This window comes from Saprospiraceae bacterium (assembly GCA_016712145.1).
Taxonomy (GTDB): domain Bacteria; phylum Bacteroidota; class Bacteroidia; order Chitinophagales; family Saprospiraceae; genus Vicinibacter.
On sequence record JADJRO010000003.1, the window covers coordinates 512,768 to 536,609 of the forward strand.

At 35.3% G+C, this 23,842-nt stretch carries 15 protein-coding genes, 1 tRNA gene and 1 pseudogene; 13 read left to right on the plus strand and 4 right to left on the minus strand.

The features are described from left to right. The first annotated feature begins 430 nt into the window (after positions 1–430). The 10 genes from IPK91_14765 to IPK91_14810 all read left to right on the plus strand — a co-directional run bounded on the left by IPK91_14765 (position 431) and on the right by IPK91_14810 (position 15,079). The gene (locus IPK91_14765) at positions 431–3,520 is read left to right on the plus strand and encodes a T9SS type A sorting domain-containing protein (GenBank protein MBK8298510.1); all 3,090 of its coding nucleotides are present in this window, start codon (positions 431–433) and stop codon (positions 3,518–3,520) included. 33 nt (positions 3,521–3,553) lie between these two features. Then, positions 3,554–7,333, plus strand: coding sequence for a T9SS type A sorting domain-containing protein (locus IPK91_14770; GenBank protein ID MBK8298511.1), 3,780 nt, complete (start codon positions 3,554–3,556; stop codon positions 7,331–7,333). Between the two features lie 533 nt (positions 7,334–7,866). Continuing rightward, positions 7,867–11,025, plus strand: coding sequence for a hypothetical protein (locus tag IPK91_14775; protein MBK8298512.1), 3,159 nt, complete (start codon positions 7,867–7,869; stop codon positions 11,023–11,025). Positions 11,026–11,312: 287 nt separating this feature from the next. Then, complete coding sequence (locus IPK91_14780; protein ID MBK8298513.1) at positions 11,313–11,948, plus strand: T9SS type A sorting domain-containing protein; 636 nt, start codon at positions 11,313–11,315, stop codon at positions 11,946–11,948. Positions 11,949–12,068: 120 nt separating this feature from the next. Then, entirely contained in the window at positions 12,069–12,479 is a 411-nt protein-coding gene (gene ruvX / locus IPK91_14785; protein ID MBK8298514.1) for a Holliday junction resolvase RuvX, read from the plus strand. A gap of 5 nt (positions 12,480–12,484) precedes the next feature. Then, positions 12,485–13,033 carry a peptide deformylase gene (def, locus tag IPK91_14790; GenBank protein ID MBK8298515.1) on the plus strand — a complete coding sequence of 183 codons (549 nt, stop codon included), beginning with the start codon at positions 12,485–12,487 and terminating at the stop codon, positions 13,031–13,033. 53 nt (positions 13,034–13,086) lie between these two features. After that, positions 13,087–14,079: a hypothetical protein gene (locus IPK91_14795; GenBank protein ID MBK8298516.1), complete on the plus strand. Its 993-nt coding sequence runs from the start codon at positions 13,087–13,089 to the stop codon at positions 14,077–14,079. A gap of 35 nt (positions 14,080–14,114) precedes the next feature. Then, the gene (locus tag IPK91_14800; protein ID MBK8298517.1) at positions 14,115–14,360 is read left to right on the plus strand and encodes a T9SS type A sorting domain-containing protein; all 246 of its coding nucleotides are present in this window, start codon (positions 14,115–14,117) and stop codon (positions 14,358–14,360) included. A 70-nt stretch (positions 14,361–14,430) separates the two neighbouring features. Continuing rightward, a tRNA-Ser gene (locus IPK91_14805) sits at positions 14,431–14,518 on the plus strand. A gap of 333 nt (positions 14,519–14,851) precedes the next feature. After that, complete coding sequence (locus IPK91_14810) at positions 14,852–15,079, plus strand: GIY-YIG nuclease family protein (protein MBK8298518.1); 228 nt, start codon at positions 14,852–14,854, stop codon at positions 15,077–15,079. Positions 15,080–15,877: 798 nt separating this feature from the next. Here the strand turns inward: IPK91_14810 and IPK91_14815 are convergent. Beyond that, complete coding sequence (locus tag IPK91_14815) at positions 15,878–16,663, minus strand: TatD family hydrolase (protein ID MBK8298519.1); 786 nt, start codon at positions 16,661–16,663, stop codon at positions 15,878–15,880. A 9-nt stretch (positions 16,664–16,672) separates the two neighbouring features. Between IPK91_14815 and IPK91_14820 the strand changes: the two are divergent. Further along, positions 16,673–17,298, plus strand: a pseudogene (locus IPK91_14820) (ribonuclease H family protein). A gap of 2 nt (positions 17,299–17,300) precedes the next feature. Here the strand turns inward: IPK91_14820 and IPK91_14825 are convergent. After that, the gene (locus tag IPK91_14825) at positions 17,301–18,050 is read right to left on the minus strand and encodes a polyprenol monophosphomannose synthase (GenBank protein MBK8298520.1); all 750 of its coding nucleotides are present in this window, start codon (positions 18,048–18,050) and stop codon (positions 17,301–17,303) included. A gap of 31 nt (positions 18,051–18,081) precedes the next feature. Beyond that, positions 18,082–20,469, minus strand: coding sequence for a transketolase (locus tag IPK91_14830; protein MBK8298521.1), 2,388 nt, complete (start codon positions 20,467–20,469; stop codon positions 18,082–18,084). A 328-nt stretch (positions 20,470–20,797) separates the two neighbouring features. On the opposite strand from IPK91_14830, the gene IPK91_14835 reads away from it, so the two are divergent. After that, the gene (locus IPK91_14835) at positions 20,798–21,262 is read left to right on the plus strand and encodes a DUF1573 domain-containing protein (protein ID MBK8298522.1); all 465 of its coding nucleotides are present in this window, start codon (positions 20,798–20,800) and stop codon (positions 21,260–21,262) included. A 69-nt stretch (positions 21,263–21,331) separates the two neighbouring features. On the opposite strand, the gene icd is transcribed toward IPK91_14835, so the two are convergent. Next, positions 21,332–22,555, minus strand: a complete 1,224-nt coding sequence (gene icd, locus IPK91_14840; GenBank protein ID MBK8298523.1) for an NADP-dependent isocitrate dehydrogenase — start codon at positions 22,553–22,555, stop codon at positions 21,332–21,334. A gap of 167 nt (positions 22,556–22,722) precedes the next feature. Here icd and ruvB point away from each other — a divergent pair, with 167 nt between their 5' ends. Then, on the plus strand, positions 22,723–23,751 hold the full coding sequence (gene ruvB, locus IPK91_14845; GenBank protein MBK8298524.1) for a Holliday junction branch migration DNA helicase RuvB: 1,029 nt from the start codon (positions 22,723–22,725) through the stop codon (positions 23,749–23,751). The last annotated feature ends 91 nt before the right edge of the window (positions 23,752–23,842 follow it).

The following is a 23,842-nucleotide window of genomic DNA, read 5'->3' on the forward strand; positions in this document are numbered from 1 at the left end:
CCCATTCAAATAGGTCCAATTTAAAGGAGATTAACCTAATTTCACAAAAGGTCCTATAATGAAAAGCCCTTGGTGAATTGGATTTTATAAACACGAAAAGAAATAACTAATTAAAAATGAGCTAATTGTAAACTAGTTTTATATATAGGAAATAAAAATATTAAAAATACCCAAGCAATTGTATTACAGACTAATAAACATTATATAATTTTGTAATATGAAATGAATTCCATTAGCGAGTTTATTTGAACATCCCTTTTTATCCCACCCATACAGTTTTATTTTATCCCATAACGGTAGCCTGTATTCCAGACTTACACACAGAGGTTTATTCCTCAAATTTTACATTGACCATTCAGGTAAGACATAAAGTTGCTTCGGTTTTCCCAACCGGATCAACTTGATTTTGGATTTAGCAAATTTCAATTTTATGTGCACCGTAAACTCTTTAGCAGCCTATTGGCTTTGTTTTTTTAGAAATTCATCCTGTCGGACTGTCCTGATTGCCTACCTTGTTTGTTGGGGTCTGGACAGTTCGAGTGCACGTGCAAACAGCACGCCGAGTTTGAATTTTCAATTGGTGGCGCCTCCAGATATTACCATTCAAATAAAGAGGCCTCAAGCATGTGATACCCTGTTTAATATGCCTGCAGCAAGCGTGAATTATTCAGGTGCATGTCCAACATCAATTACATATACAACTTCCAATGTTTTTACTGCTCTAAATACCAATGGAGGAATCCTGTTTTTTACTACAGGCGTTTACAAAGTGGTATATACGGTTACTGATCATTGCGGCATGACAGGAAGAGATTCTACCTATGTAACAGTTTACGATGCTTCAGTGCCCAATTTGGTTTGCAACCCACAACAAACCATAAATTTACCAAGTCCTGGCTTTGCAGATATACCAGCTACTGTTTTTGATGCGGGTTCTACTGATAATTGTGGCCATGTTTATTTCAAAATAAAACGGATGTTTAATCCATCCGGGTATTCATGTTCAAATCCAGGAAATCCGGCAAATCATTTTGATGATCTGATTCGTTTTTGTTGTCAGGATGTTGATTCATCCAGTATCCGGGTAATTCTAAGAGTTTATGATGTCTATCCGGGTGATGGTCCGGTTTCAGATTCTTTGCATCGTGGACATTATGTAGATTGCATGATTGAGGCAATTGTACTTGATAAAATTGCTCCTGATATAACCTGTCCTTATAATGTAACAGTAAGTTGTGGTGCAGATTTGGACAGCGTCCTACTCACAATGGGTGCTTTTATAAGTGATAATTGCGCATTGTTATCAATTGATACAATTATTGACAATCAATTGGATGCATGTGGTTCTGGTGAAATTAGAAGAACATTTATAGCTACAGATATTCATCGGCAACAAAGTTCCTGTACCCAAATTATTACCGTATTAAAAACAATAACATTTAATGGTTTAGATCCAAATCAACTCAAATGGCCAGAACATAAAATTGTATATGCATGTCGCATAGATTCAGATACAATAAATGCGGGCATACCTATTATAAATGAAGATGCTTGTGCAAGTGTTCAGACATCCAAAAAAGATGAAAAATACAATTTTGACCGGGGCGGTGTTTGCGCTAAAATTTTAAGGTATTGGTATGTAATTGACTGGTGTCAATACAATCCAAATCTTAAACCGAATCCAAACATTGCAGCGAATGGATACTATTCTTATATCCAGGAAATTAAAATAATGGATACCGTTGCTCCTGTACTGATAGGACTCGTGGATACACTAGTTTTTATTCAGTCTCCTGTTTGTCAACCTGGACAAGTAATCTTGCCAAATATTATTGCATCTGATTGCGGATCAACATCCAATTTAACCATACACTATACAATTGATTTTAATGGGGATGGGCAAATTGATGTTCAACAAAATGGAAATAATGCCAGTGGCATGTACCCATTAGGCAGACATTTGATTTGTTTTTATGCAAATGATTCATGTCATAATACAGGTATATTAAAAACCATCATCGAGGTTCGCGATGGGAAAGCGCCAACAGCAACTGCGATTTTCGGACTATCCAGCAGTTTGATCCAAATGGCTGCCGGACCTATGGTATCAATTACCGCAAGAAGTTTTAATTTAAAAAGTACAGATAATTGTACTTCTGAATCTGATTTGCGATTTTCATTTTCTCTGGATATTAATGACACCCTGCGCATTTTTACCTGCGATAGTATTGGTAAACGCGATATCCATTTATATGTATGGGATTTAGAAGGAAATGTAAATAATGTAACAACATTTATTGTAATTGATGATGTTAATAATTTGTGCCCAACCAGTTTTCAGAATGTTAGCATATCAGGATTGGTGCAAACAAAAACCAATCAACTTGTTAAATCTGCATCAGCAAATTTAATTGTAGATAGCAAGGCATACGGTGTTGCAGCCGATAAAAATGGGTACTATTCTTTTAGCAACATCCCAGCAAATAAATTTTTCAAATTAGGAATGGTTTCTAGTCAACCAGATCCTTCAGGGATTTCTACAGCTGATATCATTAAAATCCAAAGGCATATTTTGGGAATTGAATTACTTGAGCAAGTTGAAGAATTACTCGCAGCAGATGTCGATTTGAGTAAGTCAATATCAACAAAAGATGTAGCATACATGCGTAATTTAATTTTAGGAAGAGTCACAGAATTTCCTTCTCACAAAACCTATCATTTCGTAAATAAGGACTACAAATTTTTAAGCCCAAACGATCCATTTGAAGAATTGGATGCCAGTTTGGAAATTAAGGAAATTGCCAGCAATGATATGCAGCATTTGGATTTTATTGCTATTAAATTGGGGGATGTAAATCAAAGTTATCAAAGCTCTAATTTTAAAACAAATTATATTTCATCAACAGGATTTAATGTTGTTACGACACCAGGCTTTATAGAAATTTCTCCTTTGTGGAAAGAATTGATTTATGGATTTCAGTTTGAGTTGGATGTAAAAAATTTATGTTCTGACTTTGCGACGAAATTGGAGTCAAGTCTACAGGATTTTAATGAATCCAATTATCAAATTACTGGAAATACAGTACGGGTTTCGTATGCGTCTGTTAATCCGTTTTCTCCTGAATTTAGTATACGTATTCCAATAAACAACGAGAATCAACATTGTCAGGCAAATTTAAAGTTGAATGAATATTTTTTAAATGAAGTATATGGAATAAATACTACCATACGCATTGATAATCTATATTATAATTTGGCTGAAACAAAAGCAGAAGTATCATTATATCCCAATCCAATCTCTGATCGATTATTTGTTGGCTTGAAGCATTTTGAAAACACAGAAGTATATATTGAACTGTTTGATGTAACAGGAAACCGTGTTGAAAGTCGGAATTTTAATATTCAGGATGTTTTTGAGACAATTGAGTTTAACGATAGAGATATTTTAAATAAAGGAGTATACCTGGTAAAAATTTCGAATAAGTCATTCTCAAATTACTATAAAATAATTGCTGAATAATAGTTGTTTTTCGTCAATTGATAAATGCAAATTATGAAAACTACATTTTTAATAAATCCCATCCCAAAATGTTTGAAAAGTGTACAACGTATTAGGACACTGTTCATTTATTCCGGTTTATTATTCTGTTTAGAGTTGAAGGCCATTCCAGAAGATTGGCCTTCAGCAGACAGATTGGAAAAACCACTATCAGTGCAATCTGTCGATGTACAAGCTATAACTTGCATAGGGAATTTGCAAATTTCCTTAGATTCACTTGGCAAAGCATTATTAACCCCTCAAATGTTGCTGGTAGGCTATTATCCTTCCTATGCTAATTTTAAAGTCTTGATTAATCAAACAAGTAGCAATATTGTTACATGCAATGACATAGGTAAGAAACTATCTGCAACTGTAATTGATACAACCAATGGCATGATGTGCTGGACTCAAATATTTGTTGAGGATAAGTTAAAGCCTGTAATTACATGTATTGCTGATACCATTTCATGCGCAAATGACCCATTTACATTTGACTATACACCTTTTGTGCAAATTTCTGATAACTGTGATCCAGATGTTGATAGTTATTATGATCTTACGTTAAGTTTATTTGATTGTTCGAATACACGTTATTCTGCTGTGGTACATTTAAAATGGACTGCAATTGATAACTATGGAAATACAAATAGTTGCATTCAGGATATTTATTTTAAGAAAGCTTCGGTTGACAGTGTTAGTTTTCCAGCGAATGATACCGTGTACTGTCCTAATCCTGATTTAAGTGGAACTGGTGTTCCGTTGATGTTTGGTGACACAGTAAGTCATTTATGTAATTTGATTGTAACGCATGCAGATGATTCAATAATAGTTTGTGGTGGCATGATGAAAATCAGAAGACTTTGGTCTGTGATGGATTGGTGTACGCAAGCCATTCGTTCGCAAACGCAGGAAATACTTGTATCTGATACAACAAGGCCTGATGTGATTTGCCCAAGAGATACGATTTTATTTTCAGGGTATGCAAGTTGTAAAGTAAATTACACCATTCCTGTTTTTAAAGCAAGTGATGCATGCAGTCCATCCAATTTGTTGATACTTGTTGTTCGATTGGATAGTAGTATTTTATTAAGACCTGGCCAAAGCATTTTACTTGATTCAGGGAAACACAGTTTAAATTATATAGCAATTGATCCATGTGGCAATTCAGATACTTGTACTTCATATGTGTGGGTAAAAGATCGGATTACACCATCGTTGGTGTGTCCCCCTGCATTGGTAGTTTCATTAGACCCCAGAGGACAGGTAATACTATCTGCTGAACAGGTTGCTTCCAGAGGCTTGGTTACAGACAATTGTTGTATTGATACCGTATTAATTAGAAGAATGACTGCTTCATGTGGCTACCCGCAAGATACCTTGTATAGCGATGAAGTCCATTTTTGTTGTGAAGATATTCGGGATACGATCATGTTGGTTTTGAAAGCAACAGATTGTAGTGGAAATATGAATTTCTGTATGATTCAAATTTATGTCCAGGATAAAAATCCAGTAGCACCACCGAGTTGTCCAAATGATATCACTATATCTTGTTCAGTAGATTATACTGATTTAGGTGAAACAGGTGCCTACTATGTGGTTACTTCTTGTTTGGATTCTATTGCAAGTACTTTTAGAGATAGCCTGGCAATAGATAGTTGTAAAAACGGAGAAGTATATCGTAAATTTTATTTGACTTATCCAGATGGCAGTTCCGATAGCAGTTGTACTCAGATTATCAGTATATTAAATAATTATCGGTTTAGTCCATCTGATATTATTTGGCCAAGGGATACGATAGTCCCGGAATGTGTAAGCCATAATCCAAATGCGTTGGGATTTCCAAAAGATCCATTAGACAGTTGTGGTACTGTGTATTTTAGTTATTCAGATCTACAACTTCAGTTTACTGCAGATAGCTGTGAAATTACCGACAGAGTTTGGTCTGCTTATTCTGCCTGTACAAAACAAACAGTAAAAGATACCCAACGGATTATTTCAGTAAGTTTAAAAAGGTCTAAATTAAGTGTCGCAAGAGATACGACCTTTGCAAATGGACCGGATTCTTGTTATAAATATGTAAATCTTGTCGCAGCAAGTTTAAGTGGCTGTGCCCGTTATGCAAAGATTACCAATTCATTCAATAACGGAGGTGCCAATGCAAGCGGAATTTATCCTGTTGGAACTACGCATGTCATTTTTACAGCTAAAGATTCATGTGGAAGTATAAAGGATACCACAACAATCATTGTATTGGATCTTGAGAACCCACGCATTAGTTGCAAGGTATTGTTTTTAGATATGAACTCCAACGACACCATTCAATTGACTGCCCGGGGTTTGCTTAATAGTTATGTAGACAACTGTACTACTCCTAGTCAGTTAAAAATTTCCTTTAATGCTTCTAACCCGAATGATACCATTAAATACATTACATGTGCGGATCTGCAAACCATTCCAGATACATTTGATTTTGCTGTATTTGTAAAAGATTCATCAGGAAATGTTGGAAGTTGTACGGCAAAGGTGCATGTAAGGGATCCTAACTTCTATTGTACGACAACGGTCAGAATTGGAACAGTAAGTGGACTCATCAAGTCGCATACTAAAGGTGCCATGAAAGAGGTTGAAGTATTCTTGGAAGGTTATAACAAGCAAGTAGAAACCGATGATTTAGGTAATTATTTATTTTATAATATTATCACCAATCAAGAGTATATCATCAAACCACAATCAGATAAGAATTGGCCTGAAGATTTAAGCACCCTTGACATTGTTAAAATTCAAAGACATATATTGGGCATTGAAGAATTCAGTTCGCCCTTGGAATGGATCGCGGCAGATGTAGATCACAATAGTAGAATTACGACAGCTGATATAAGTTGGTTGCGTAAAATTATTTTAGGTAAAGTCAATGCGGTACCTGGTAATAAATCCTGGAGATTTATTCGCGATAATTATGCATTTAGGGATCCGGAATACCCTCTTGAAGAATTGATTGACGAAAATATCTCATTGAAGGGCAGATGGCAGGATACTGTAGTTAATTTTAAAGCTATAAAAGTTGGAGATGTCAGTGGTATTAATTCCTATCAATTACTGGAATCCAGATTACGAAATACAGATTTAATTATTGACAACAAAGCGTATCAAGAAGGGGAGTTAATCCAACTGGATATTCGATTAAAGAAAGAAATGGAAGTTGAAGGAATACAAATTGCTTTGAATTTGGATGCAAGCTCCTTAGAGCTTTATAGAATTGATGAATTTTTAAGTGCAGAAACTGGGAGGGCATTACATCAGGATGAGTATGTATATGATGGCAAGAATCTACGCTTTGTTGTGATAAACTCCGATTCAAAGTCAGCAACCAAAGCTAGTAAACTAATCCGTCTGGTATTTAAGGCGCTAAAAAAGAATACCATTTCAAATAGTATACAATTAAATATACAGGAAAGAAATGAAATTTATCCCAGTTCAGATGTACCGTTAAAAGTCATTTTGAATTATGGAGATGTATTCGATAGCAATGAGCCTTTGACAGATTGGCAAATTGATCCAAATCCATTTAAGGATAGGATTTGGATAGGCTTTAATTCAAAATCAGAACAAACCGGAACATTTAACTTATATGATCTAACAGGAAAGTTAGTTCTTGATAGAAAGCTGGCGATTCAAAAAGGTTCGAATGGATTCATACTTGAATCAAAAGAATTGCCACAAACAGGAACTTATATTTATTCTATCAGAGATAATCAAAACAGTTACAACGGGAAGATTATCTATATAGAATAGCCAATGAACACCAGTAGTATGATTTAAATCAGTAAAAAGGGGTTCTCATTCCAAAAACGCTTACCCCAAGGCAAGGTAACGCATGATTAAAAATTATTAATCATAAATAATTGATTAATAGATAAATATACATTATATTATTTGATAATATTAAATATCACCGTATTTGGGTATATAAAATCTATAGCTATCAAATACCTTTGCCATTGTATTACAACAAATAGCTATTTGTAATTGCTTGAAAAAAAATAATTAACAAATAGTTGTAAGTTTGAATATAATTTCTACCTTTGTTGTGGAAATTGTCTTTCCAACCCCAGAAATAATAAAGATCCTCTCTTTAAAGCATACGTTTTAGCGCGTATTTTTTTCTCAACCCAACAATGATTCTAGACCTTCTATTCTGTATTTAGGTTTATTATATTTTAATAAACTTTTCATACAGGTTCTCTGAAGGATTTTTTTCACCTGTGCGCATTGCATGGGGACTAACTACGTATTACTTATTTTTTAACAATTAAATAGAGGATCTCATGGAGAAAACGAATATTACGTTTGACTTCCGCAGATTAAAAAGTTTTCAATTATTTTCTATCTGCCTTTTGTGGCTGGTTTCGACGCTTCATACCAGTTCACTAAACGCCCAATGTTCACTTGCTTGTAATGGTTTAATCCAGGTTTCACTGGATCAAAATTGTCAGGCAACAATTACACCGGCAATGATGCTGAATGATACGTTTACAAGTTGTAGAGGTGGTCAATTCAGTGTTCGTGTTTTAAAGTATGACAAGTTAATTCCAGGTTCGCCTGTAGTAACTGGTTTGTACATTGGTGAAACATTGAAAGTTGAAGTAACGGATAATATATCCGGTAATCGTTGTTGGGGTTATGCCAAAATTGAAGATAAGCTACCACCGGTAATTGAATGCACCTTGGATACCATTCCTTGTTTTGTTGCATCAGCTTACATACCGTATGCTTATGATAATTGTGCATTTGATAAAGTCGTCTTAGTAGATGAAATTATCACTCCAATTACTTGTAATGCAAATGTTATAAAGGAAGTAATCAGGAAGTATGTTGCTTATGATAAGAGCGGCAACAAATCAGCAGTATGTGCTGATACAACCTATTTAAGAAGGTTTGATACTGCAAAAGTAAATTGTCCAAAAAACTGGACACTTGCTAACAATTGTCCGATTTCCTGTAAAGATATTTATTATAGCAGAATCCCACTCGATAAGAATGGCCATCCCCACCCGAGCTATACAGGAGTTCCAACATATACAGATACTGTTACTAAAAATCCGGTAACTACACAAACAATTGATTTGTGGCCTGTTCGCGATATTTATTGCAACATAGCTGTAACTTATGAAGACATTGATCTTGGAATAATAGGTTGTGTTCATAAATACATGCGTATGTGGACCATTCGGGAATGGTGGTGTAACACTGAACGCGTACGTATTTGCATTCAGATTTTAGAAATTGTAGATCGTGAAGCACCCTATGTACATGCTCCTTATGATTTTGATGCAACCACAGATGGCGGTTATAAATGCCAAGCTACTGTAGTCATTCCACCTGCTGTTGTTTTTGATAGCTGCGGTGGTCCGGTGCGTGTAGATGTAGTTTATCCCGGTGGAATTCTTTCAAATAAAAATGGAGGTGTTGTTGTCCTTCCAGTTGGTGACAATGTAATTGAATACAGAGTTTATGACCAGTGTTACAATTCAAGTTCAGATGTTATGACTGTTCACGTATTGGATAAAACTGCACCTGTAGTTGTTTGTGATAAAGAAACAGTTGTTGCTTTGTCAATTTACGGTACTACCCATGTTTATGCTAAAACATTTGACGATGGTTCATATGATGATTGTCATATCGATTCATTCCTTGTAAGGAGAATGGATAATGGCGCACCTTGTGGACAAAATGTTTGGTGGTTTAGGCCATATGTTGAGTTCTGTTGTGCTGATGTTGGTAAATCAATAACAGTTGTATTCCGTGCAAAAGATAAACATGGTAATTACAATGATTGCATGGTACAAGTTGAAGTACAGGATAAAATTAAACCTACCTGTTATGCTCCAATCGATTTGACAGTTGCATGTGACTTTCATTTTGATATCAAAGACCTTTCAATCTTTGGTTTGATTCAAACGGATTCATTGTATTTCAATAAAAAACGCTCAATCACCTTTAAAGAATATAAAGGTTTGAGTAAAACGATCAACTTCCACGATGGTTTTGCACACGATAATTGTGATTTCACCATCGAACATTCTTTTGTGGATAACAGAACCCAATGTAATGTAGGAACAATCGTACGTACCTGGGTAGTTAAAGATAAAAACGGTTCCGATACCTGTCGCCAGGTGATTACATTTTACAATTATTCACCTTATGATTTTAAAGATATCTGGTGGCCGGCTGATACCACACTATACATGTGTTTAGACTTGGCAGCATTAACTCCAGAAGTACTTAATAGTAAACCGACTTTGCATAATGAAGACAAATGTGACTTGGTAGGTTTAAGTTCTGAAGATCATGTATTCAGAATTGTACAAGGTGCTGACGCTTGTTATAAAATAATCCGTAAATGGAAAGCACTGGATTGGTGTCAGGGTTATTATGATGCAACGGGTTTCCACTATCCATTTGCAACCCACGAGCAAATTATTAAAATACATAATCTGGATGATCCATTAGTTAATGTAATACCGACTAAAGATACGACTGTATGTACATTAGATTCATGTACCAATGGCTATATCAGTTTACTTGGTTTTGGTTCCGATTTATGTACACCAGGTAACGAACTCGCATGGGAATATTTAATCGACTATTATAACAATGGCACATTTGATGTTGTACGCAGCGGAGTAGGAGATAAAATCGATGCCAGCGGACGTCATCCACTTGGTAAACACAAAATCAAATATGTATTTGAAGATCGTTGTGGAAATAAAACTGCAGTTGAAAAATTCTTTACAATAATAAATTGTAAAGCACCAACACCATATTGTATTAATGGTGTATCCATTGATTTGATGCCAATTGACACCAATAGAGATGGTAAGATCGATTGGGGTATGATCGAAGTTTGGGCAAGCGATGTTGATTTAGGAAGCTATGGTGCTTGTAAAAATCCGATTGTACTAAGTTTTTATAGTGATACCAATATTCGTTCACGGGTTTTTGATTGCAGGCATTTAGGTCAGCAAACAGTTGAACTTTGGGTTACAGATAGACTTACAGGAAATCAAGCATTCTGTCGCACATTTATTGAAATTCAAGACAATAATAAAGCTTGTGGAAGAACATTTACAGGTGGAACTATTAATGGTTTGATCTCTAATAATACGGATAATAATTCAATGAATGATGTGGAAGTAGTGTTGGTTGATAATGCAACACCTACTAAGCAAATCATGTCAAACATTCGTACTATAGGTGATGGTAAATTTGCTTTTGCAAACATGCCATTTACGAATGGTAACTATAGCGTTGCACCTGGAAAGAACAATGATCCTTTGAATGGAGTTACAACTTCTGATATTGTGAAGATTCAAAGACACATTCTTGGAATAGAAACATTAACGAGTCCATATAAAATCATTGCTGCAGACGTTAATAACGATAAAAAATTACAACTAAGGATATTACAGATCTTAGAAGATTAATCCTGGGTGTAACAGATCGATTTGCAAACAATGAAAGCTGGGCTTTTATTGATGCTAAATATAACTTTATTAACTCGGATGAGAATGTATTAGGTGAAACTTACCCAAGAACCTATACAATCAGTCCGTTCAATAAAGATGTAAATGGAATTGACTTTAAAGGCGTTAAAATTGGAGATGTTTCAGGGAATGCATCCGCAGGTCTAGGTGCTGGAATTTCTTCACGTACCGGATCAAATGAGATTTTATTTATCGCAGACGATCGTGAATTTGCGAAATCTCAGGTAGTGGATATCCCGGTATTTATTGACAAGAAAGCCAATTTGGTTGGATATCAGTTTACTCTGAAATACGATCCAAGCAGATTAGAATTCGAAGGTGTTGAAGCAGGTTTGTCTAATGTTAATCTGGATAATTTAGGTCTCTCCAGATCAAATGATGGATATATCAGCTTTAGCTGGAACTCAAATAAGAATATCGAATTCACTGAAAGTGAAGCAATCTTCACGCTCAAATTCAGCGCTCTTTCACAAGGTCAAGTTTCAAACGTACTACAATTAAATTCAATAATAACTTCTGCGCTCGCATTTTCAACTGAGGCGGAAGATATGGATATCAGTTTAGGTTTTAGAAATTCTAAAGGAGTTATCGAAAGTAATTCCGGACTTATTCTGTATCAAAATCAACCCAATCCATTCTCAGATTTCACAACTATTGGCTTCGAGTTGTCTCAAGCAGCTCCTGCAACACTTACGATTTATGATCTTAATAGTAAGGTCTTATTTAAATCGGATCTAAAAGCGGTAAAAGGATACAATAGTATAGAAATCGCAAATGCGCAATTAGGAGTAACCGGAGTGTTATTCTATCAAATTGATGCAGCCGGTTTTACGGCAACCAAGAGAATGATTGTTATCAAGTAAGGCTAAATTCGTTTTGTTCTAAAGAGTTTACTGTTTTTGGGATGGGACCCCTCTTCGCAAACGTTGCGAAGGGGGTCTTTTTTTTATTAAACAATTTCGACTTAATTTTGCTTTATAGCTATGGGTAGAATTGTAGGCATTGATTATGGACTGAAGCGAACGGGTTTATCTGTTACTGATCCGCTGTGTATCATTGTCAATGGTTTGGATACGGTGCCCACTGCAAGTTTGTTGGCTTATCTGCAAGACTATTTAAAGAATAACGAAGTTGATAAACTCGTTTTAGGGTATCCAACTACAAATTCAAATCAGGTCAATCAAATGGGTGAACTTGTTTTAAAATTTAAGAAAACCTTAGAAGATCGTTTTCCGACAATTCAGGTAATATTATTTGATGAACGAAAAACTTCAGTCCAGGCAATGGAAATTATGTTTAAGTCTGGAATGCGAAAATCACAACGTAGAGACAAATCGACAATAGATAAACTGAGTGCAGTTTTAATTTTGCAAAAATATTTAGGACATATTTAAGAAAAATGGTACTTCCAATATATTTATACGGGAAACCTGTGCTAAAACTCAAAGGACAGGACATTCATAATGATTATGAAGAACTTCCAAAACTGATATCAGATATGTGGGAAACCATGTATTTTGCTAAAGGTGTTGGGTTGGCTGCTCCTCAAATAGGGTTAGCGATTCGATTGTTTGTAGTAGATTCTACTGCATATTACGAAAAGGAAGATTCTCTGAAAGGGATTAAGAAAGTTTTTATAAATGCACAGATTTTGGATGAGACTGGAACTGTCTGGGGATTTGAGGAAGGTTGTTTGAGTATTCCTAAATTGAACGCAGAGGTAAACAGACCTTCAAATGTAAAAATCAGGTATATGGATGAGCATTTCCAGGAACATATAGAAGTGTATGATGATATGAATGCACGGATTATTCAACATGAATATGACCACATTGAAGGTATTTTATTTATCGATAAAATCAGTCCGATTCGACGAAAAATTCTCCAAAAAAAATTAGACAAAATCCGAAATGGATTGGTTTCAACCTCATATCCCGTTAAAGCTTGATCGGATTCGTATTTTAGAATTCAGCGGTTTATCTTTGTGGAAATTGCAAACTTATGAAATGTAAATTATTATTAATATTAAGCATAAGCTTAATTTATAATTTATTAGCTACTAGCCAATTAAAAGAAATTTTAGTATTAAACGAGGGTTCTTATGATTATACTTCTGGAAAAATATTGGTTCCAGTAACCGTTGGAGTATATGATTTGAATTCAAATAGTTACCAACAATTAAATATTATTGAAAATGCGCGATTTGCTTCAGATATTATTTTAGATCAATCGAATTATTGGGTAGCTGCAGATCAACGGATTTTGAAATTTGACTTACTGAATCGGCAGTTGCTTGCTTCAATGGATCTGGTAGGTGTTAGAAAATTAGCAATTTATAAGGACTTGTTGATTGTAACCCGGGGCGAGTATCTTAAGAAATTGGATGCATATGTTCAGATTTATAATAAAAACTCTTTCAAATTATTATTTGAAATTCCAGCAAGTGATTTGCCACACACAACTGAATCCATTGTTATAAAAGATAACAATGCATACATTGCAGTGAACAATGGATTTGATTTTGGAAATGAAGTTGGTAAAATTATTAAAGTGAATTTGAATTTACTACAAGTTGAGTCTGTTGTTGATTTAGGCCTGGAAGGAAAGAATCCTGAAAATCTAATGTTAAAAGATCATTTGTTATTGAGCCTAAATAACAAAAGTTTCAACGGCAGTTCAGTTAGCTTAATTGATTTGAAAAATTCCGGAGTGGAGACTTATAATTTAAATAATGTGAATTCATTGTGCGGGACTTCTGTTTTAGCGGGTGAATCCATTATATATCAAGAAATTAATAAAACAGATGTCGGTAAATTTAATATTGCATTTAAGCAATCAGGTTTTTTTAAAGATCTTGGTCGTAGTTTTTATGGAATGAGTTATGATCCAATAACAAAATTAGTGTGTGCGGGTGAAACAGATTTTAAAACATCTGGAAAAGTACATGTATATGATGAGCAATTTGATGAAAAATATCTTTTGAAGCTGGAGTAACTCCGGGTTATTTTGCTTTTGTTGATGCTTCCTTAGTGGCAAGCAAACAAGTTCGTCCTTTAGAATTTGAAGTGAGTCCAAATCCGGTTGTAAATAAGATTCGGGTAATTTGTCAGGAAGCCATCGTAGAAAACCAAATATTGGACTTATATGGAAAGACCTTATTGAAGAGTCAACAAAAATCACTTGATTTGGAATCTTTGCAAGCTGGCGTATATGTTTTAAGTGTAAGAACCAGGGATCAGATCGGATACAAACGATTTGTTAAACGATCCAATTAAAAGGGTACACTCAAATTGGTTGCAAAGAATAGGATGCTGTTATAGAAATTAGTTATAATTTTGCGGTTCTGGAAGGTTGCAAGAGCGGTTTAATTGGCACGCCTGGAAAGTGTGTGTACTCCAAAAGGGTACCCAGGGTTCGAATCCCTGACCTTCCGCAATGAAAAATTGGGTTTCAAACAAGATTACATGTAGTATTTGTATTCTGATGTAATGTTCAACGAACGTGCGAAAGCAGTTGCAGTTAAAAAATTGAGTTTTCTTAATTTGACGATTGCCTTCAAAAAAGTAGTAATTTATCATATTTAGGGCAACCGGATGTCATCAATAAGATTAAGACTTAAATTATAGTGATCTTAATGATAATTGAATTATCCTTGTATATATTATTGCATAAGTTGAATTAATAAATTGAATTGTTCTTGGTTTTTATAGTTTACATTTTGTAATCACCTACGTCTGATTATTATTATATTGGACACACAAATAATTTGAAACAAAGAGTTCAACGTCATAATTCAGGGGTAGAGAATTTTACATCAAAATATATTCCATGGAATTTAATTTGGTATGGAGAAAAGAACACGAAATCAGAAGCTTATAAATTGGAGCAAAAGTTAAAAAATTTGTCAAAAAAGCGGATATTGGAATTTATAAAAAAATATGAGTTGCGCGAATCGATTGCTGACGATCCGCAGATAGATTTAGATAATAATTAGTCATAGTTAAAACGGATGTCAGCATGCTGACAATTGCCGAAACATTTTTATCCAATTTCAAAATTATTATGGCAATTCGTCAGCATGCTGACGATCCGCAGATAGATTTAGATAATAATTAGTCATAGTTAAAACGGATGTCAGCATGCTGACAATTGCCGAAACATTTTTATCCAATTTCAAAATTATTATGGCAATTCGTCAGCATGCTGACGATCCGCAGATAGATTTAGATAATAATTAGTCATAGTTAAAGCGGATGTCAGCATGCTGACAATTGCCGAAACATTTTTATCCAATTTCAAAATTATTATGGCAATTCGTCAGCATGCTGACGATCCGCAGATAGATTTAGATAATAATTAGTCAAAGTTCATGCGGATGTCAGCATGCTGACAATTGCCGAAACAATTTTATCCAATTTCAAAATTATTATGGCAATTCGTCAGCATACTGACGATCCGCAAATAGATTTAGATAATATTTAGTCATAGTTAAAGCGGATGTCAGCATGCTGACAATTGCCGAAACATTTTTATCCAATTTCAAAATTATTCTGGCAATTCGTCAGCATCCCTGACCTTCCGCATAGAATTTTTCAAAAATAGACAAGAGTTTACTAAATGGAAACATTTCTGAATGCACATTCAATGAATGTGTTCTCGTACATATTTGAATAATAAATTTCTAGCCCCAAGGTTTATGTCGATAAAAAATAAGCTTAGTATTTGTGATTCAAAGGAATGTTGTCGTATTGATTTAGCTACTATACGAAAGATCTTTTAATAAGAGTTTTTTTTAGGCAATTGGATAGTTCTTGAAACTGAAAAGACCTTCTGCATTTTCAGTTGTTTTGATTGCGATAGATTCAAGAGAAAGATCAAGTATTTCAGAAATTTTTTCTGCAATGATTGGTATGTAAGATGATTCATTTCGTTTTCCTCTAAAAGGTACTGGACTTAAGAAAGGGGAATCGGTTTCTAAAACAAGATGTTCTAATCCAATTTCAGCAATAATATTTTTTAAGTCAGAATTTTTATAAGTTACAACCCCTCCAATGCCTAAAAGAAAGCCTAAATTTATAATTTGTTTGGCTTGTGCAAGGTCTCCTGTAAAACAATGAAACACCCCCTTTAATCTGCCATCCTGTTGTGCTGATACCAATTGGATATTTTGAGGAATACTTTCTCTTGAATGAATTATTATTGGAAGTTGCAAGTTTTTTGCCCACTCAAGTTGTCTGTTAAAAGATTTAGTTTGATTTTCCCAAAAACTCAAATCCCAATAGGCATCTGTGCCGGTTTCTCCAATGGCAATAAATTGCGTATTACTTAATTCGAGTTCCATAGAATCAAGAATTGTCATGTAATTTTCTTTCACATCACATGGATGCAATCCAAGGGTAGGATAGCAAATTCCTGGAAATTCTTTGGAAAGATTTAGTTGATCCTGATAACTGATAAAATCAATATTAGGTAAAACAATTTTGGTTACTTTTGATTCTAAAGCCCGTTGAATGATTTGAGTTCGATCTTCACCAAATTCCTTCAAATATAAATGTGCATGTGTATCAATAAATTCCATCAGTATTAAATGGCAAAATCTAAAAAATATTATGTTGTATGGCATGGGAATCAACCGGGAATCTATGATTCATGGTCAGATTGTCTTGCTCAAGTTAAAAATTTTCCAAATGCAAAATACAAAGCTTTTCCAAGTAAATCGCAAGCAGAGGAGGCTTATTTAGGTGCATATGAAGAACGACCTCAGCTAAGGAAATCTAAAGTAAGTCAGGGCAACTGGCAAAATGAAATAAATCCAGGTAGTGTTGTCGTGGATGCAGCATGCAGCGGAAATCCTGGTGACTTAGAGTATCAAGGAGTCAATCCATTTAGTGGCGAGAAATTATTTCATGTAGGCCCGCTTGCAGAGGGAACCAACAATGTGGGTGAATTTTTAGCAATTGTACATGCATTGGCCTTATTGAAGAAAGCTCAAAAAGATCAAACAGCCATTTACTCAGATTCGAAAATTGCAATCAACTGGGTAAAACTTAAACATCCAAATACTAAGTTGGTCTTTTCGGTAGAAATCAGATTTTATACGATTTAATTCAAAGAGCAATTAAATGGTTAAATGAAAACAAGTATAACAATCCCATATTAAAATGGAAGACAGAACAATGGGGGGAGAATCCTGCAGATTTTGGTAGAAAGTAAACTTATTTTTTGTAATCTGCGGCAGATCTTAAAAATCGCATGGTCAAAACTCCAGACAATGCTTCTTTAATTATATAAATATTCATTTTAGATTTTCCTCGAATACGGTCTGGAAACTGAATTGGTATTTCTTTCATTTTAAAACCAAGTCTATGTGCAGCGTATTTCATTTCAATTTGAAATGCATACCCAATGAAACGAATATTATCCAGGTTGATTGAATTTAATACGTGTCGAGAATAACATACATAGCCTGCCGTTGGATCTTTTACGTTCATACCGGTTATTATACGTACGTAGATAGAAGCTCCTTTGGATAGATAGAGTCTTGATTTGGGCCAGTTAATAACTCCGCCTCCTTTAACATAACGGGAACCAATACTTAGGTCAGCTGATTTTGAAGTACAAGCTTCATAAAGTTCAATTAATTTATCTGGTGGATGCGAAAAATCGGCATCCATTTCCGCAATGTATTCATAATTGCGCTCCAATGCCCATTTAAATCCTGCAATGTAGGCTCTTCCTAAACCAGATTTTGCAGTTCGTTCAAGAATGTGAATCCTGTTAGGAAATTGATTTTGAAATTTTATGACTGCAGCAGCAGTTCCATCCGGTGAACCATCATCCACGACCAATACTTCAACGGGAATCTCTAATTGCATAATGGTTTGTAAAATCGATTCAATATTTTCGATTTCATTATACGTTGGAATTATTACCAATAAACGATTTGTATGATTTGGTTCCTGCACGCAGTCTAATTATCAATTGAGTAATTGGAATTTATTCTGGATAATTTGATGGATCATATTCATGCATCATTTTTAAAACAGTTTCAATTATATCTTCAACACCTGGTTTGGAAAAATAATCTCCGGCACTTCCATAGGGTGATCGGTGATCTCTTCCGGTTATTGTTTGAGGTGGACTGTCCAAAAATTTAAAACCGTTTTGTTGTTCTAATATTTGTTGTAACATGTAAGCACTGGCTCCGCCTGGCACATCTTCATCGACTATAAGTAATTTATTGGTTTTCTTAAGTGATTCTGAGATAGTTCCGCTGCGATCAAATGGCAGCAAAGTTTGGATATCAATTAATTCAATTTCAATTCCAAATTCTAATAATCTTTCAACAGCTTTTTGTGCAACTCGAATACATGATCCATAAGTGACCAGCGTAATATCTTTACCTGTAGTAAGTATTTCAACTTTGCCTAATGGCAGTGTAAATTGGTCTAAATTATCAGGAAGTTTCTCTTTTAATCGGTATCCATTCAAACATTCAATGACTAAGCCTGGATCGCCACTTTTTAGAAGCGTGTTATACATTCCTGCCGCTTGTGTCATATTTCTTGGTACACAAATATATATACCGCGAAGTGAATGCAATAACATTCCAATTGGTGAACCGGAGTGCCAAATACCTTCTAAACGATGGCCTCTGGTCCGTATTATAACGGGCGCTTTTTGTAAACCGCCGGATCGGTATCTAAGGGTTGCCAAATCATCCATTAAAGGGGAAAGTGCATAAACGATGTAATCCAGGTATTGAATTTCTGCTATGGGTTTTAAACCCCGCATGGCACTGCCAATGGCTTGACCAACAATGGTCCATTCACGAATGCCTGTATCAAAAACCCTGTTAATTCCATGTTTTTCCTGTAAACCCATAAAACCTTGGTTTACATCTCCAATTTGCCCAACGTCCTCACCGAAAGCCAGAATGCGATTATCTGAAGCTAAACAATTATCAAAAAACTGATTAAGAATTTGATATCCATTTACTTCTTTTGATTCCGATGAAAAAATTGGTTCAACTTCTGCAACTTGGATTGCTGAATCAGTTGTCTGAGAATATAAGTTTTTATGAAAAACAACATCCGCTTCTTTAAATTGCTTATCAATCCATTCTTTCAGTTTAATTTTTTGACTTTGATTTGAAGCAGTCAGATGTGTATTTCTGGCAAGTTCAACCAATTCATTCCATCCGGGTTCTTTGATTGAATTTAATTCGTCATAAGCTTGTGTTAATTGATTTTCATTGCAAATTTCAAGAAGCTCATTTTTTAATGTTAAGATGGGTTGCAAATAATTTTGCCAGGCCTTTTGTCTTTCTTCTTTTACATGTTGTTTTGCCAACTCTTTGAGTTCTTCTAATTTGCTTGCATCCAAAATATTTTTAGACAACAACCATTCACCCATAATTTTAATACAATCATTTTCTACTTCCCAATCCATTCGGGACTTCGATTTATAACGTTCATGTGAACCCGAAGTTGAATGTCCTTGAGGTTGGGTCACTTCTTGAATATGAAATAATGCGGGCATATGATGGGTACGAACATATTCAATCCCATTTTTATAGGTGCTAACCAGATCAGCATAATCCCAGGCTTTCGCTGTAAAAATTTTTATTCCTTGTGCGGGCCCATCCGATTCAAAACCAGCAACCGCTTTTGATATACTTCCTTTAGTTGTTTGTAATTCAATGGGTACCGATATCCCGTACCCATCATCCCATACTGAAACAGCTAAAGGAACCTGTAAAACGCCAGCTGCATTAAGCGTTTCCCAAAACACTCCTTCAGACGTGGATGCATCGCCAATGGTACAAAAAGAAACTTCATTTCCTGATTTGGAAAAATTGGAATTTTGAGAAAGTTCAGGATGTTGTCTATAATATTTGGAAGCAAATGCCAGTCCAAATGCTCGAGCCATTTGGCCACCAGTACTTGAAATGTCAGCTGAAATATTAAATCGTTCGGTATGGTTTAACCAATCACCCTCCGAATCAATTAATTCAGAAGCAAAATGGGCATTCATTTGAAGGCCTTTGCTGAAGGGATCATTGTAGGGATCTGCATACAGTTGGGCAAAAAAATCTTTAATGGTACATTGCCCGATAGCCATCATAAAAGTTTGGTCCCGGTAATAACCTGATCGAAAATCACCTTTTTGAAATGCCCGTGCCATCGCAACTTGTGGGACTTCTTTTCCATCACCAAGAATTCCAAATTTAGCCTTTCCTGTTAGCACTTCTTTCCTTCCTGCTATAGAACATTCCCTACTTACTTGACAAATCCAAAAATCTTTAATCAATTCCTGTTTAAAATCGGCATATTTTCCTTTGACGGAATTAAGTAAAGCTTGAATGGGTTCCAGAATGTGCATATCCTTGGTTTCGGCTACAAAAATAATCCAATAAACGAAACAAGCGATCTGGGGATTTGAGTATGATGCAAGGGTATTTAATTTTTATTGACAATTGAGTCCTTTTTGCTGTTCGAAACGAGGTCGATATTTTGGCTTGATCTCAGCTTTAACTTCGTTTTAAGGAATGTAAAAATCTAGGATTAATGCTTGATTTACTGTTATTTGAATATATGATAAAATTCGATAATTCATATTTAACACGGACTTAACACACAATTTTGGTATTTTTGTAACTAGATACGGTATGAATATCGTTAAATTTGTAATCAATAAAAAAATTAAATACATGAAAAACATTTTAACTCTTATTGCGATGGTTTTCTGTGTAGGATATCTGTCTGCTCAGACTGCAGCTCCAGCATCTAATACAACACCAGCAAAAACAGGAGGGCCACATCTTCAATGGGAGGCAACTGTAATCGATTACGGCGAAATCAAAAAAGGATCTGACCCATTACGTAAGGCTTTATTTACTAACACCGGAACTGAGCCTTTAATCATTAAAAGTGCTCGTGGAAGTTGTGGTTGTACCGTTCCAACTTGGCCAAAAGATCCAATTATGCCTGGTGAAAAAGGAGTAATTGAAATCAGATATGACACGCAGCGCGTTGGTCCAATCAACAAATCTGTAAGCGTTTCTACAAATGAAAGTGATGAAGAAACCCGAGTTACCATTAAAGGAAATATTTCTTCAGATGAAGAACAAACACTTCCTAAAAGTGAAGGAAATGTGTTAACCCCAAAAGGTTAATTCAATTCCAATCAAAAAAAAATCCTACCGGATTCCGGTAGGATTTTTTTTTGCACGTTATCGAACACCTTAAATATTCATATTCAAAATGATCTCATCACCAAATTCACTACATTTTAATAAATGTGCACCTTCCATTAAACGATGAAAATCATAAGTAACTCGCTTTGTTCGAATGGATTTTTCTAATCCTTTTACAATAAGCTGAGCAGCTTCGTTCCAGCCCATATATTCAAACATCATAACTCCAGACAGGATCACAGAACTTGGATTAACTTTATCTAGTCCGGCATATTTAGGGGCAGTTCCATGAGTAGCTTCAAAAATGGCATGCCCTGTTGTGTAATTAACATTTGCACCGGGAGCAATACCGATTCCTCCGACTTGAGCGGCTAAAGCATCTGAAATATAATCTCCATTTAAATTTAAGGTAGCAATAACATCGTATTCTTCCGGACGCAATAAAATTTGTTGAAGAAAAGCATCTGCAATGACATCCTTAATGATAATTCCATTGGGTAATTTCATCCAGGGCCCTCCATCTAATAATTCTGCGCCATACTCAGTTTTCGCCAATTCGTAACCCCAATCCATAAAACTGCCCTCAGTAAATTTCATGATGTTTCCTTTGTGTACAAGGCTAACAGATTTACGTTTATTATTAATTGCAAATTCGATGGCAGCGCGTACTAAACGAAATGTTCCTTCTTTCGAAACTGGTTTGATACCAATGCCAGTAGTTTGTGGAAAACGTATTTTTTTAAATTTATCTGGAAAATTGGTTTTTAACCAATCCATAAATTTTATTGAATCTTCTGTTCCTTCCTGAAATTCAATCCCTGCATAAATGTCTTCTGTGTTTTCACGATAAATGGTCATGTCAACTTTTTGAGGATCTTTCACAGGTGACGGAACTCCTTCAAACCAGCGTACCGGACGAACGCAAGCATATAAATCAAGCTGTTGACGCAAAGCCACATTTAAAGAACGGATTCCGCCACCGACGGGAGTTGTCAAGGGTCCTTTTATTGCGACAAGACATTCCTTAATTACATCCAAAGTTTCTTCGGGTAACCAATTTTTTGTTTGATTAAATGCTTTTTCACCAGCTAAAACTTCTTTCCAACTGATTTTTCTCGTTCCCTGATATGCTTTGTCAACGGCAGCATCAAATACACGGACAGAGGCAGCCCAAATATCCTGGCCCGTTCCATCTCCCTCAATAAATGGAATAATTACATGATCCGGTACATTCAATTTTCCATTTGCAATCGTAATTTTTGTTGCGTTCATATTTTTATATAATTTAGGCGACAAAAATAGCTAAGATGGTCTTTAGATTCAGAATGGAGATGGCTATTAGCAAATTATTAAAGACATAATTTAGCTTGATTCAGGGTGTTATTGGCATTTGCCTGTTGAAAACTGTATTTTTGCAGAAAGTTTAGGAGAAAATCACGATGCGTAACCCAAATCTGGATGGAGATGCCCAAAATCTAAATATCGATGACAAGCAAGTCGAACGAGCTTTACGTCCAAAAGAATTACTTGATTTTACAGGACAGGAGTCGGTTGTAGATAATTTAAAAGTTTTTATTGCAGCAGCTAAATTAAGAGGTGAGGCTTTAGATCATGTATTGCTGCATGGTCCACCGGGTTTAGGAAAAACAACCTTATCGCATATAATTGCCAATGAATTGGGATCTGATTTAAAATTGAGTTCAGGTCCGGTACTCGAAAAACCTGGAGATTTGGCAGGATTGCTGACAAATCTGCAAGAAGGGGATGTCCTATTTATAGACGAAATACACCGTTTGAATACCGTAGTTGAAGAGTATCTCTATTCAGCCATGGAGGATTATCGGATTGATATCTTAATAGATACAGGTCCAAGTGCACGCTCCATACAAATTAATGTGAATCCATTTACTTTAATTGGTGCTACAACGCGGGTGGGAATGTTAACCGCCCCTCTTCGTTCTAGATTTAGTATAACATGCCACCTTGATTACTACAATCACAAGCAATTGGAAATTATTTTGAGACGTTCCGCCCAGATTTTGCAAATTTCATTTGAAGAAGAAGGCATCCAGGAAATTGCTCGCCGAAGCAGAGGGACTCCTCGAATTGCAAATGCTTTATTGCGTAGGATACGCGATTTTGCACAAATTAAAGGAAATGGTAGCTTAACTGCAGAAATCGCATCTTTCGGATTAAATGCCCTAAATGTTGACAGCTTAGGTTTGGATGAAATGGACAATCGAATTTTAAGTTCAATTATTGAAAAATTTAGTGGGGGACCGGTTGGTTTATCCACTATAGCCACTGCTGTTGGGGAAGAAGCTGGAACGATTGAAGAAGTTCATGAACCCTTTTTAATAATGGAAGGGTTTATACAACGGACCCCGAGAGGTCGCATCGCTACACCAAAAGCCTTTCAACATATGGGTTACCCAGGAGGATCTAGTAATCCTGGGCTTTTATTTTAATGGTCTCCCTAATAAAACCATCCAAATGCTGTGAATTTGTTTAAATTTCTGATCTACCTTCTTAATTTAAGTAGATGGAAAACGTTGGAAC